Origin of the sequence: Mycobacterium malmoense, assembly GCF_019645855.1 — a bacterium.
GTDB lineage: Bacteria > Actinomycetota > Actinomycetes > Mycobacteriales > Mycobacteriaceae > Mycobacterium > Mycobacterium malmoense.
The window spans coordinates 4,324,050-4,337,455 of sequence record NZ_CP080999.1 but is presented as its reverse complement, the minus strand read 5'-3'; the positions used below and the strand labels follow the sequence as shown (position 1 = coordinate 4,337,455).

The 13,406-nt window shown below is 66.5% G+C and carries 9 protein-coding genes and 1 pseudogene; 8 read left to right on the top strand and 2 right to left on the bottom strand.

The annotated features are described in order from the left end of the window. Positions 1-18: 18 nt before the first annotated feature. From K3U93_RS19860 to K3U93_RS19835, 6 genes are all read left to right on the top strand, one after another. Positions 19-1,356, top strand: a complete 1,338-nt coding sequence (locus K3U93_RS19860; RefSeq protein WP_083011435.1) for a cell division protein PerM — start codon at positions 19-21, stop codon at positions 1,354-1,356. A gap of 170 nt (positions 1,357-1,526) precedes the next feature. Further along, on the top strand, positions 1,527-2,174 hold the full coding sequence (gene purN, locus K3U93_RS19855; protein ID WP_083011470.1) for a phosphoribosylglycinamide formyltransferase: 648 nt from the start codon (positions 1,527-1,529) through the stop codon (positions 2,172-2,174). Then, the gene (gene purH, locus K3U93_RS19850) at positions 2,171-3,742 is read left to right on the top strand and encodes a bifunctional phosphoribosylaminoimidazolecarboxamide formyltransferase/IMP cyclohydrolase (protein ID WP_083011436.1); all 1,572 of its coding nucleotides are present in this window, start codon (positions 2,171-2,173) and stop codon (positions 3,740-3,742) included. The genes purN and purH overlap by 4 nt, the downstream gene beginning before the upstream one ends. A gap of 226 nt (positions 3,743-3,968) precedes the next feature. After that, the gene (locus K3U93_RS19845) at positions 3,969-4,397 is read left to right on the top strand and encodes an LGFP repeat-containing protein (protein ID WP_230981468.1); all 429 of its coding nucleotides are present in this window, start codon (positions 3,969-3,971) and stop codon (positions 4,395-4,397) included. A gap of 217 nt (positions 4,398-4,614) precedes the next feature. Beyond that, complete coding sequence (locus K3U93_RS19840) at positions 4,615-6,009, top strand: sigma 54-interacting transcriptional regulator (RefSeq protein ID WP_071510472.1); 1,395 nt, start codon at positions 4,615-4,617, stop codon at positions 6,007-6,009. After that, positions 6,002-7,984, top strand: a complete 1,983-nt coding sequence (locus K3U93_RS19835) for a vWA domain-containing protein (RefSeq protein ID WP_083011437.1) — start codon at positions 6,002-6,004, stop codon at positions 7,982-7,984. Before K3U93_RS19840 ends, K3U93_RS19835 begins: the two co-directional genes overlap by 8 nt. 161 nt (positions 7,985-8,145) lie before the next feature. Here K3U93_RS19835 and K3U93_RS19830 read toward each other — a convergent pair whose 3' ends face one another. After that, a complete protein-coding gene (locus tag K3U93_RS19830; protein WP_230981465.1) occupies positions 8,146-9,291 on the bottom strand; it encodes an LLM class flavin-dependent oxidoreductase in 1,146 nt (381 codons plus the stop codon). Between the two features lie 490 nt (positions 9,292-9,781). On the opposite strand from K3U93_RS19830, the pseudogene K3U93_RS19825 reads away from it, so the two are divergent. Further along, a pseudogene (locus K3U93_RS19825) lies at positions 9,782-11,095 on the top strand (cytochrome P450); the annotation flags it as partial. Positions 11,096-11,112: 17 nt separating this feature from the next. Continuing rightward, a complete protein-coding gene (locus K3U93_RS19820) occupies positions 11,113-12,252 on the top strand; it encodes a sulfotransferase family protein (protein WP_083011438.1) in 1,140 nt (379 codons plus the stop codon). Positions 12,253-12,264: 12 nt separating this feature from the next. On the opposite strand, the gene K3U93_RS19815 is transcribed toward K3U93_RS19820, so the two are convergent. Continuing rightward, entirely contained in the window at positions 12,265-12,867 is a 603-nt protein-coding gene (locus K3U93_RS19815; protein ID WP_083011439.1) for a DUF1707 SHOCT-like domain-containing protein, read from the bottom strand. Positions 12,868-13,406: the final 539 nt, after the last annotated feature.

Here is a 13,406-nt window from a genome sequence, read left to right as displayed (position 1 = left end):
CGGATGCGTGCGCCAAGAATGAAAAGGGTGTCAGAAAGCGCGGACAACCGGGCGGCGGGCGCTCGCCAGGCGCGCGACCTGGTTCGGGTCGCGTTCGGTCCGGCCGTGGTGGCATTGGGCATCATTGCCGCGATCACGTTGCTGCAGTTGCTGATCGCCAACAGCGACATGACCGGCGCGTTGGGCGCCATCGCCAGCATGTGGCTCGGCGTGCACCAGGTGCCGATCTCGATCGGTGGCCGGGAACTGGGCGTACTGCCGCTGCTGCCGGTCCTGTTGATGGTGTGGGCCACCGCGCGCAGCACCGCACGGGCCACCTCCGCGTCCTCGTCGTGGCTGGTGGTCCGCTGGGTTGTCGCGTCGGCGCTGGGCGGTCCCCTGCTGGTGGCGGCGATCGCGCTGGCGGTCATCCACGACGCGTCGTCGGTGATCACCGAGCTGCAGACGCCCAATGCTCTGCGCGCGTTCGCCAGCGTGCTGGTGGTGCACGCCATCGGCGCCGCGATCGGCGTGTGGTCCCGGGTGGGGCGACGGGCGTTGGCGGCATCGTCGCTGCCCGACTGGCTCGGCGATTCCCTGCGCGCCGCCGTCGCCGGCGTGTTGGCGTTGGTCGGGCTCTCCGGCCTGGTGACGGCGGGGTCGCTGGTTGTGCACTGGGCGACGATGCAAGAGCTCTACGGGATCACCGATTCGATCTTCGGCCAGTTCAGCCTCACCGTGCTGTCCGTGTTGTACGCGCCCAACGTGATCGTCGGCACTTCGGCGATCGCCGTCGGGTCCAGCGCCCATCTGGGCTTCGCGACGTTCAGTCCGTTCACCGTTTTCGGCGGCGACATTCCCGCTCTGCCGATCCTGGCCGCGGTCCCCACGCCGCCGCTGGGGCCGGTGTGGGTGGCGCTGCTCATCGTCGGTGCGTCGTCCGGTGTGGCGGTGGGCCAGCAATGCGCGCGGCATGCGTTGCCGCTGCGGCCGGCGATGGCCAAACTGCTGGTTGCGTCGGTCGCCGGGGCGCTGGTGATGTCATTGCTGGCGTACGGCGGGAGCGGCCGGCTGGGCAACTTCGGCGATGTCGGTGTCGACCAGGGGGCTTTGCTGGTCGGCGTGTTCTTCTGGTTCGCGGTCGTCGGCTGGGTCACGGTGGTGCTGGCCGGCGGGATCAGGCATGAGCCCAGGCGGCCCAAACCCGCGCCCGCCTCACCGGCCGACGAGCCGGCGGACTTCGCGGGGCTTTTCGACGAGCCCGACGGCGAGGCGGACGACGAGCCCACGGGTGACTCCGCCGCGGATGAGGCCTCGGCGGAGGTGGCGGACGACGACGAGTCGCCGCCCGAGGAACCCGAGTCGCAGTCCGAGTGAGCCGCTGGAGCCGGTGACGACGTTGATGACTCTGCGCTGACCAGGGCCTCTACTCGCACTTTTGCCTGGTGCACGCAGAATCAACGCGGCGGTGCGCCCGACTGGATCTGATTGTCGGGCTTCTCAGCGTGCCGTTCCGGCCCGTGTCGTCGCCCGACTACGCTCGCCATGTGGCCGAACCGCTGCATGTGTCCCCCAGTGCGCCGGCGCGGGTGGTGGTGCTGGCCTCGGGCACCGGTTCGCTGCTGGCCTCGCTGCTCGACGCCGCCGTCGGCGACTACCCGGCCCGCGTGGTGGCCGTCGGCGCCGACCGCGACTGCCTGGCCAAAGAGATCGCCGAGGCCGCAGCGGTGCCCACCTTCACCGTCCGGCTCGCCGATTATCCCAACCGCGACGCTTGGGACGCCGCCATCACCGAGGTCACCGCCGCGCACTCGCCCGACCTGGTGGTGTCCGCTGGGTTCATGAAAATCCTTGGACCACAGTTTCTTTCACGATTCTACGGCCGCATCCTCAACACCCATCCCGCGCTGTTGCCCGCGTTCCCGGGTGCACACGGCGTGGCCGACGCGCTGGCCTACGGTGTGAAGGTCACGGGCTGTACCGTGCACCTGGTAGATGCCGGCACGGACACCGGGCCGATACTGGCGCAGCAATCCGTCCCGGTGCTCGACGGCGACAACGAGGAGACCCTGCACGAACGCATCAAGGTCACCGAACGGAAGCTGTTGGTGGACGTGGTGGCCGCGATCGCAACCGGCGGCGTGACGTTGATCGGACGAAAAGCGACGATCGGACGAAAGGCGACCATACGATGAGCACCGACGAGTCAAGAAGGACCATTCGCCGCGCGTTGATCAGCGTCTACGACAAGACCGGCCTGATAGACCTCGCCCGGGGGCTGACCGCGGAGGGCGTGGAGATCGTCTCGACCGGATCGACGGCGAAGTCCATTGCCGACAAAGGGATTTCGGTGACACGCGTGGAGGAGCTGACCGGCTTCCCCGAGGTGCTCGACGGCCGGGTCAAGACGCTGCATCCGCGAGTGCATGCCGGTCTGCTGGCCGATCTGCGCAAACCCGATCACGCCGCGGCGCTCGAGCGGCTCGGAATCGCGGCGTTCGAACTGGTCGTCGTCAACCTGTATCCGTTCAGCGAGACCGTCGACTCGGGCGCAGGCATCGACGAGTGTGTCGAGCAGATCGACATCGGCGGGCCGTCGATGATCCGGGCGGCCGCGAAAAACCATCCCAGCGTGGCGGTGGTCACCGACCCCCTCGGGTATGACGGAGTGCTTGCCGCGGTGCGAAGCGGCGGATTTACCCTCGCCGAGCGTAAAAGGCTGGCGTCGTTGGCGTTTCAGCACACCGCGGAGTACGACGTCGCCGTCGCCGGCTGGATGGAGTCGACGCTGGCGCCCGAGCATCCGCCCACGGCGTTCCCGCAGTGGCTGGCCCGCAGCTGGCGCCGCACGACGATGCTGCGCTACGGCGAGAACCCGCACCAGCAGGCCGCGCTTTACAGCGACCCCGGCGCCTGGCCGGGACTGGCGCAGGCCGAGCAGCTGCACGGAAAAGAGATGTCCTACAACAACTTCACCGACGCGGATGCGGCCTGGCGCGCCGCCTTCGACCACGAGCAGACGTGCGTGGCAATCGTCAAGCACGCCAACCCATGTGGGATCGCGATCTCGTCGGTATCGGTCGCCGACGCCCACCGCAAGGCGCACGAATGCGACCCGCTGAGCGCCTTTGGCGGAGTGATCGCGGCGAACACCGAAGTCAGCGTCGAGATGGCCGAGTACGTCAGCACCATCTTCACCGAAGTGATCGTCGCACCCGCCTACGCCCCGGGCGCCCTGGACGCACTGACGCGCAAGAAGAACATCCGGGTGCTGCTGGCCTCCGAGCCGCTGACCGGCGGCACCGAGCTGCGACCGATCAGCGGCGGGCTTTTGGCGCAGCAACGCGACCAGCTCGACGCGCACGGCGACAACCCGGCGAATTGGACGCTGGCGACGGGATCACCGGCCGACCCGGCGACGTTGAGCGACCTGGTCTTTGCGTGGCGAGCCTGCCGCGCGGTCAAGTCGAATGCGATCGTGATCGCCGCCGACGGCGCCACCATCGGCGTCGGCATGGGTCAGGTCAACCGGGTCGACGCCGCCCGGCTGGCCGTCGAACGCGGCGGGGAGCGGGTGCGCGGCGCGGTCGCGGCCTCCGATGCGTTCTTCCCGTTCCCCGACGGACTTGAAACGCTGGCCGCCGCCGGGGTGAAGGCGATAGTGCATCCGGGCGGGTCGGTCCGCGACGACGAGGTGACCGCGGCGGCGGCCAACGCCGGCGTCACCGTGTACCTGACCGGGGCCCGTCACTTCGCCCATTAGGCGGGCCCGGGCCGACCCTTGCTACGCGGTCGCACACCCCAATAGCATCCGAATTTGGGCTCGCGACTACGGGTCCTAGCCGAATTCGAGAGGAAATGAGATGCGTGCGATAACAACACGAGCAGCGGCATTCTCGGCGGCAATCGTAGGGTTTGCGCTGATCGGCGCCGGGTGTGGCCACGCGAACAAATCCAACGAGACAACGGGTTCCTCCGTGACGTCGTCGGTGACGACCTCCGCAAGCGCCGGTTCCTCCGCGACCACGAGCGCGAGCGCGGCCGCGCCGTCGACCCAGATCACGGGGGCCAACGGCACGGCGTACACGGTTCAGGGGCCGATTCTCGACAAGTACAACTCCCTTGACGAGAAGGCGCGGAAAGACCTGGGCGCCCCGACGGGCAACCAGCAAACGAACCCGGACGGCGGCATTTATCAACAGTTCGACGGCGGCGTGATTGTTTATAAGACGCAGGCCTACGTCGTGTGGGGCAAGATCCGCGATAAGTGGAACCAACTCGGCGGTTCACAGGGCAAGTTGGGTTATCCCACGAGCGACGAGGTGGATACCCCCGACGGCCTGAAGAAGTCGACGTTCGAGCACGGCACGATCACCTGGAAACCGGGTGACACCGAGGCCACCGCCACGTTCAGCTGACCGTCTTCGGCCCAGCGCAACATCCCCTAGCCGAAGGTCGGGCAATCGATCCGATTGCCCGACCTTCGCTCGTCGGTGAGCATTGATCTCACCGGCCGCGCCGCGCGTTGACGGGCGCGAGGGTGAATTTCACGACGCGACACGCCGAACGCGCGTCGTGAAATTCACTGTGGTCGCCGGTGCGCAAACGCCATCCCGCCATGCGACGTAGCGTGGAGTGGTGACATCACCGAGCAATCTGCCCCGCACCGTCGGCGAACTGCGTGCCGCCGGTCACCGCGAACGGGGAGTCAAGCAGGAAATCCGCGAAAATCTGCTGACCGCATTAGCCGACGGGCCGGATAGCGCAGCCATTTGGCCGGGCATCCTGGGCTTCGACGACACCGTGTTGCCCCAGCTGGAGCGGGCGCTGATCGCGGGTCACGACTTCGTGCTGCTGGGCGAACGCGGCCAGGGCAAGACCCGGCTGCTGCGCGCGCTGGTCGGGCTGCTCGATGAGTGGACCCCGGTGATCGGCGGGGCCGAACTCGGCGAGCATCCGTACCGGCCGATCACGCCGGAGTCGATCCGGCGGGCCTACGAGCTCGGCGACGATCTGCCCGTGGAGTGGAAGCACCGCAGCGAGCGCTACACCGAGAAGCTGGCCACCCCGGACACCAGCGTCGCCGACCTGGTCGGTGACATCGATCCGATCAAGGTCGCCGAGGGCCGTAGCCTCGGGGATCCGGAGACCATCGCCTACGGCCTCATTCCGCGCGCGCACCGCGGCATCGTCGCGGTCAACGAGCTGCCCGACCTCGCCGAGCGCATCCAGGTGTCGATGCTCAACGTCATGGAGGAGCGCGACATCCAGGTCCGCGGCTACACGCTGCGGCTGCCGCTGGACGTGTTGGTGGTGGCCAGCGCCAACCCCGAGGACTACACCAACCGCGGCCGCATCATCACCCCGCTCAAGGACCGGTTCGGCGCCGAGATCCGGACGCACTACCCGCTGGAGCTGGACGCGGAGGTGGGCGTGATCGTGCAGGAAGCGCACCTGAGCGCCCAGGTGCCCGCCTATCTCATGCAGGTGATCGCGCGGTTCGCCCGATACCTGCGCGAGTCCAACTCGGTCGACCAGCGGTCCGGGGTGTCGGCGCGGTTCGCGATCGCGGCCGCCGAGACCGTCGCGGCCGCCGCGCGCCACCGGGGCGCGGTGCTGGGGGAGACCGACCCGGTGGCCCGGGTGGTCGACCTGGGCACGGTGATCGACGTGCTGCGCGGCAAGCTGGAATTCGAGTCCGGTGAGGAAGGCCGCGAACAGGCGGTGCTCGAGCACTTGTTGCGCCGCGCGACCGCCGACACCGCGGCCAGAGTGCTGGGCGGCCTCGACGTCGGTTCTTTGGTGGCGGCCGTCGAGGGCGGTGCGGCGGTGACGACGGGGGAGCGGGTGTCGGCCAAGGACGTGCTGGCCGCGGTCCCGGGGCTGCCCGTCGTGGACGCCATTGCCAGAAAGCTGGGCGCGGAATCCGAGGGAGAGCGCGCCGCGGCGCTGGAACTGGCGCTGGAGGCGTTGTATCTGGCCAAGCGCATCGACAAGGTGTCCGGGGAAGGCCAAACCGTCTATGGCTGAACCGGTTAAGGGCCACTCACTGCGCTATTCGGCGTACACCGGCGGGCCCGATCCGCTGGCCCCGCCGGTGGATCTGCGCGAGGCTCTCGAACAGATCGGCCAGGACGTCATGGCGGGCACCTCGCCACGGCGTGCGCTGTCCGAGCTGCTGCGGCGCGGCACCAAGAATATGCCCGGGGCCGATCGGCTGGCGGCCGAGGCCAATCGGCGTCGACGGGATCTGCTGCGCCGCAATAACTTAGATGGCACCTTGCAGGAGGTCAAGAAGCTGCTCGACGAGGCCGTGCTGGCCGAACGCAAGGAGCTGGCCCGCGCGCTGGACGACGACGCCCGCTTCGGCGAACTGCAGCTCGACGCGCTGCCCGCGTCACCGGCCAAGGCCGTCCAGGAGCTGTCCGACTACGACTGGCGCAGCGCGGAGGCGCGCCAAAAGTACGACCAGATCAAGGATTTGCTCGGCCGCGAGATGCTGGACCAGCGCTTCGCCGGCATGAAACAGGCGCTTCAGGGCGCCACCGACGAGGACCGCCAGCGCGTCAGCGAGATGCTGGACGACCTCAACGAGCTGCTGGACAAGCACGCCCGCGGCGAGGACACGCAGCAGGACTTTCAAGATTTCATGGACAAGCATGGCGAGTTCTTCCCGGAGAACCCGCGCAATGTCGAGGAGCTGCTGGACTCGCTGGCCAAGCGCGCCGCCGCCGCGCAACGTTTCCGCAACAGCCTGAGCCCGGAGCAGCGTGCCGAGCTGGATGCCTTGGCGCAGCAGGCATTTGGTTCCCCGGCGTTGATGCAGGCGTTGAATCGGCTCGACGCGCATCTGCAGGCCGCGCGGCCGGGTGAGGATTGGACCGGGTCGCAGGAGTTCTCCGGCGATAACCCGTTCGGCATGGGCGAGGGCGCCCAGGCGCTGTCCGACATCGCCGAGCTGGAGCAGCTGGCCGAGCAGCTCTCGCAGAGCTATCCGGGCGCCACCATGGACGACGTCGATCTCGACGCGCTGGCACGCCAGCTCGGCGACCAGGCCGCCATCGACGCCCGAACGCTCGCCGAGTTGGAGCGCGCCCTGGTCAATCAGGGTTTCCTGGATCGTGGTTCCGACGGCCAGTGGCGGCTCTCGCCGAAGGCGATGCGCAGGCTCGGCGAGACGGCGTTACGCGATGTGGCGCAACAGCTTTCCGGCCGACGCGGCGAACGCGACCATCGGCGCGCGGGGGCCGCCGGTGAGCTGACCGGTGCGACCCGGCCCTGGCAGTTCGGGGACACCGAGCCGTGGAACATCCCCCGCACGTTGACCAACGCGGTGCTGCGGCAGGCGGGGACGTCGACTATTGACGGCCCGATTCGCATCACCGTCGACGACGTCGAGGTCTCCGAGACCGAGACCCGCACGCAGGCCGCGGTGGCGCTGTTGGTCGACACCTCGTTTTCGATGGTAATGGAGAATCGCTGGCTGCCGATGAAGCAGACGGCGCTCGCGCTCAACCACCTGGTGTGCACGCGCTTTCGCGCGGATGCCTTGCAGATCATCGCGTTTGGCCGCTACGCCCGGACGGTGACGGCCGCCGAGCTCACCGGTCTCGAGGGCGTCTACGAGCAGGGCACCAACCTGCATCACGCGCTGGCGCTGGCGGGTCGCCACCTGCGCCGGCACCCCAACGCGCAGCCCGTCGTGCTGGTGGTGACCGACGGTGAGCCGACCGCGCACCTGGAGGACTTCGACGGCGACGGCACGGCGGTGTTCTTTGATTACCCGCCGCATCCGCGGACCATCGCCCACACCGTGCGCGGATTCGACGACATGGCCCGGCTCGGCGCGCAGGTGACGATCTTCCGGCTCGGCAGCGACCCCGGGCTGGCGCGGTTCATCGACCAGGTCGCCCGCCGCGTCGAGGGGCGGGTCGTGGTGCCCGACCTCGACGGCCTGGGCGCGGCCGTGGTGGGCGACTACCTGCGGTCGCGGCGCCGTCGCTAGCGGGCACGGGTGTTCGCTGGGGTGTCGAGACTGCGGTGGTAGCGGCGCCCAAGGCGAAAAGCCGGCCGTGAACGCAGGCTCGATGCCACCAGCGCAGACTCGGCGGCAGCGGCGTCTGATAACAGCCCCCGGACCACCAGCGCGCACGCGGTGGGCCGAATTCACAGTCCCTTGAGCCCGCGCAGGATCTTGAAGAAGGGTGCGCTAGATGCGAGGCCTTTCCATAGGGTCGGCTGCAGGTGGCTGAGATTGTTGACAACGAGATAGCGCACCCCGTGGTCGCGCCACTGCGCAGCCTGATCGATGACCTCGTCGGGCGTCCCGGCCAGCAGCGCATCTTTGAGCAGCGATACCGGGACGTCTTTGACGTAGGACAGCACCGTCTGCTCGTCTAACGTTTGCGGGATCAGGTCCTGGGCGCCGGCGAAGTCATGCCCAAGCGGGTGTTGCACGCCGTGGTCGGCCCACATCTGGCCCGGAATGATGAGCGCGAAGGCTTTCGCGGCATCGGAGTTCAGCGTCTGCTCGACCTCGTCGCGGCTTCGCCCGGTGACGACGAAGATCGAGAGCGCCGGCGTGATCGAACCCGGATCCCGCCCGGCGTTGGACGCCGCCGTGTGCACAGCTTCAAGGCCGGATGCGTAGGCTTCGGGCCCCGAAACCAGCCCGGGGAACCAGGCGTCGGCGTAGCGTCCGGTGGCTCGCAGCATCCGCGGGCCCTTGGCGGCGATCCATATCTCGGGCCATTTGCCACGGTAGGGCGGCAGGTCAAACACCGCGTTACGCAAAGGGAAGTACGGCGACTCACGCGAGATGGGTTCGCCGCGGGAGTTCCACAGCGCGCGGATTGTGGCGATCGCCTCTTCGAAGCGCGCCACGGGTTTGGTCCAGTCCACCCCGTAGGGCTCATTGCCCTCCCGCTCCCCGACGCCGATGCCGAGGATGGCACGGCCGCGGGTGATGAGGTGCAACGTGGCCGCGCCCTGCGCGGTGACCGCCGGATGACGCCGGTTGGCGTCCGTGACGCCGATGCCAAGCCGCAGGCGTGCAAAGCGGTTGCGGGAGGCGAGATATCCGAGCATCGTCCACGGTTCGAATTGGGCGTCGATCTTAGGGACGAGTTTGGCGACACCAAGGTAGTCCGGCGTGGCGATCGAGCGCGGGAACAGCGAATTGAGGTGGTCGGCCACCCAGTAGGAGTCGACGCCACTCGCCGTGGCCATCAGCACGTTGGCGTGAGTGAGCGCGGTCGGGGAATATCGAGAATTGAGGAGCTGAGTGCTGAGGCCGACTCGGACCTGGTTCACACACGTCGCCTTTCACGGGAGTTGCAGCATTGTGGCGGTCCAGCCCGGCCACGGCCGGTCTCTAGCTTGCCACCGCCACCTGGTGCTGACCAGGCGTGGATAGCCTCATGCCCGCGACTGTGGCCCAGCTCCCATCGTCGGACATCGAGAACCGAACCTCCGTCAGCGCCACGGCGTCACCTCGCTTCGAACCGGGCGGGTCCGCCGGCAGGTCAGGTTTGTTGACACCTGTCAAATAGGCGATTACGGCCGGAAATCGCGTGCGGTTCGACACGCGTCGGTACTCTATGCACTGTTCGGAAACCTCACCTGCCTGAGACCTGGGGGCCATGACAGCGACGCTATCCGGTACCGATGCAGCACAGGGTCGGGTGCCGCGGGCGGATGCCCGTGCGAGCGCGGCACCTTGTGCTCCGCGCCGATCACGCAAGGCGTGATCGCGTTGATTGGCAACATGGCGAGTTGGCGTATGCCAGCTCGCCTTGACTTTCCTGTGACCGCAACGATGAGGCGCGATACCCAGCTTGTGCGGGCGTGCGCGCCCATGCTGGCAAAAGTGCTCGCACTTACCGCAGCCAGGAAAGTGCGGTCGAAACTGATCGACAACCATGACCCAAAGCATGTGCAGATCACCGACTTTGACCCGTTGAAACCCGCGATAGCCCGCGACCCCTACCCGTATTACCGGGAGCTTTTGGCGGGCGAGCGCGTGCACTACAACCCCAAGCGCGACGTCTACATCTTGAGCAGGTACTCCGACGTCCGCGAGGCCGCGCGCAACCACGACGCGTTGTCCAGCGCCGGTGGAGTCACCTTGTCACGGGGGGCGCCCCCTTTCCTTCCCACGTCTGATCCGCCTGTACACACTCGGATGCGCAAGCAACTGGCGCCGGGTATGGCGCGCGGCGCGTTGGAGTCCTGGCGTCCGATGATCGACGAACTTGCCCGTGAATTGGTTGGCGGGCTGCTGGGCCGGGCAACCGCGGACGTCGTCTCCACCGTGGCCGCACCGATGCCGATGCGCACCATCACCAATGTTCTCGGCGTAGCGGGACCCGACGAGGCCGCCTTCTGCCGCCTGTCCAACCAGGCGATTCGCATCACCGACGTCAAGCTGTCGGTGCCGGGGCTGGTTTCGCTGGTGCAGGGCTTCACCGGATTTCGGCGGTTGCGCAAGCTCTTCACTCACAGACGCGACAACGGGCTGCTGGGGGAGTCCACCATCCTCGGGCAGCTTGCCGCGCATGCCGAGCAGAGCCGGATCAGCGATGACGAATTGTTCTTGTTCGCGGTGTTGCTGCTGGTTGCGGGCTATGAAACCACCGCGAATATGATCAGCACCTTATTCCTCACGCTGGCCGACTATCCGGATCAGTTCAAGCTCCTCGCGCAGCGACCAGATCTGATCCCGTCGGCGATTGAGGAGCAACTTCGCTTTATGTCGCCGGTCCAAAACATCTGCCGCACAGCGCGCGTCGACTATCCCGTCGGCGACGCCGTCATCCCTGCGGGCTCTCTGGTGCTGCTGGCGTGGGGGGCGGCCAATCGTGACCCGCGCCAATTCGATGACCCGGACGTCTTTCGCGCCGACCGCAACCCAGCCGGGCATCTCGCGTTCGGCTCCGGCATCCACTCGTGTCCCGGGACGCAGCTGGCGCGGATGGAAGGCCAGGCGATCCTGCGCGAGATCGTCGCCAACATCGACCGGATTGACGTGGTCGAGCCGCCGTCGTGGACGACAAATGCCAACCTACGCGGCCTGACCCGGTTACGGGTCGCCGTCACCCCCCGCGCGACCGCATAGAGCGTGCACCACGCGCGATGAAGACCCCCCGTTTGACGTCTCGATTTTCCCGGTGGCATGAGTGGGCCGCGCCGGTGTGGATCGGTTGCAGTTTCTCGGCATGGGCGCGCCTGCTGATCCGCAACCGTTTCGCCGTGCACCCCAGCCGCTGGCACTTCGCCGTCCTTTTCACGCTTGTCAGCGTCGTCAACTCCTTCCTGGGGTTGTGGCAGAAGATCTTGTTCGACAGGCGACTGGCCAAAACGGTGATCGCCGATCCGCCGATCTTCATCGTTGGGCACTGGCGTACCGGCACCACCTTGCTGCACGAACTTTTGGTCCTCGACGATCGTCACACCGGTCCCACGGGCTTCGAATGCGTTGCGCCACAACATTTTCTACTGACCGAGCGGATTGCGCCGTTGCTGGGATTTCTGGTGTCGAAGCACCGCGCCATGGACAACATGGATTTGAGCTTGCGTCACCCGCAAGAAGACGAGTTCATATGGTGCATGCAAGGGCAGCCGTCGCCGTACCTGACCCTCGCGTTTCCGAACCGGCCGAATCAGCATGAGCGGTATTTGGATTTGGAGCAGTTGACATCGCGAGAGCTGGAAGCATGGAAACGCATCCTCTTCAGGTTCGTTCAGCAGGTGTATTTCCGCCATCGCAAGACAGTGATCCTCAAAAACCCGAATCACAGTTTCCGAATCAAGGTGCTGTTGGACATATTTCCGCAAGCGAAGTTCATCCACATCGTCCGAGATCCGTACCTCGTTTATCCATCGAGCATCCATCTTCTTAAGAGGTTGTCCCGCGTACACAGCTTGCAACGACCGACGTTCGAGGGATTGGACGAGAGGGTTCTGTCTACCTACGTCGATCTGTATCGAAAGTTGGACGAAGGGCGAGAACTCGTTGATCCGTCACGCTTCTACGAATTGCGCTATGAAGACCTGGTCAGCGATCCCGAGGGGCAATTGCGCCAACTGTACGAACATCTGGGTCTTGACGGCTTCGAGCAATACCGACCGCGCCTGCGACAGTACCTTGCCGACCATGTGGATTACGAAACGAACACCTACAAACTGACGGCTGAACAGCGCGCGATCGTCACGCAGCGTTGGGGAGAAGTCATTCACCGCTACCGCTATGACCAAGCATCCGCGGTGGGTTGATCGGTCGAACTGTTACGGGCGAGGCTTGCGGGATTTGCGCTTGATGCCCACACCGCCCCACAACGAGAAGCCGTGAATGTTCACCTTCGGCGCGCCGGGCGTGCCCTTGCCCACGACGTTGCGGTCGAAGCCGCCCATCAGGCCGCGACCGTGGATTTCGACGTTGACTTCGGGAGGCAGCAAGATGTTCTGCACGCCCATGATCGAGATCGCGTGAATGTCGACCTCGGTCGAGGTGAAGTCGGCGTAGCGCAGATCCACCACCCCGCCCCCGCAGAAGCTGAAGGTGGTGAGCTTCTTCGGCACGTTCCATCGGCCGCGCCGCTCGAACCCGCTCATCAGGGCAAGCAGCAACGTGGACGGCGCCGGATTGGGTTTGCCGCCCCTGCGTGGGCTTACCGGCGCGCCCGGCAGGTCGGCCCTGAGCTGATCCAGCTCTTCGTACGTGGTCGCCGCATACGCCCTGGTTAGGCGGTCTTCATAGTCTTTCAGCTGCAGGCGCCCCTGCTCCGCTGCGTACGCCAGCAACTGCGCAATCTGGATGCGATCGGTGTCGGCCGCACGCGACGCTTCGTCGCGTGTGTCCCTCGCATCGCGTTGCGCTGAGTTGCTCATCATTCACGAGCCTACGACGTACAGGTTTTGCTGCAAGAGGGTTGGCTAAACTGAAACCTTCCTCCTAGGAAGCGCTTAAGTTTGACGTGCTCGACGGCAGAAATGCGGGGGCTTCCCGCGCGGCTCTGGCGACGCTGGGCCCTTGCCGCTTCGTTGCGCCCCTCCCGACGGGGAGGACCTATCGGGACTTTGCTTTCGCCACGACCAACCACCCGTTGGAATCCGTTGCCACTGCCGGTGATCGCCTTGCGTGACGTGAACCGGGGACGGCCGACACGGCGCCCGGCCCACGTGCCCGATCGAGGATCGAAGAAGTTTCCGGGCATCGTTGACCGGCTGCACCCACGCCCATGCCGGGCGCCTCGCGCAACCACGGGTGCTCCGTTCTACACGCGAAGAACACGGGCTAAAAGACCGTCCTGCCTTGAGGACAATTTGATGAGCGACCGCCAAGCCCTTCACCGACCTTCACCGACCTTCACCGCCGCGGTTTTGAGGATCTTCCGGATGTAGAGTGCGCCGATCGGGTGAATGACGTT

Coding starts and splice junctions, on each gene's coding strand:
- K3U93_RS19860 (WP_083011435.1), top strand. CDS start 19: ATGAAAAGGGTGTCAGAAAGCGCGGACAACCGGGCGGCGGGCGCTCGC.
- purH (WP_083011436.1), top strand. CDS start 2,171: ATGAGCACCGACGAGTCAAGAAGGACCATTCGCCGCGCGTTGATCAGC.
- K3U93_RS19835 (WP_083011437.1), top strand. CDS start 6,002: ATGGCTGAACCGGTTAAGGGCCACTCACTGCGCTATTCGGCGTACACC.
- K3U93_RS19820 (WP_083011438.1), top strand. CDS start 11,113: ATGAAGACCCCCCGTTTGACGTCTCGATTTTCCCGGTGGCATGAGTGG.
- K3U93_RS19815 (WP_083011439.1), bottom strand. CDS start 12,867: ATGAGCAACTCAGCGCAACGCGATGCGAGGGACACACGCGACGAAGCG.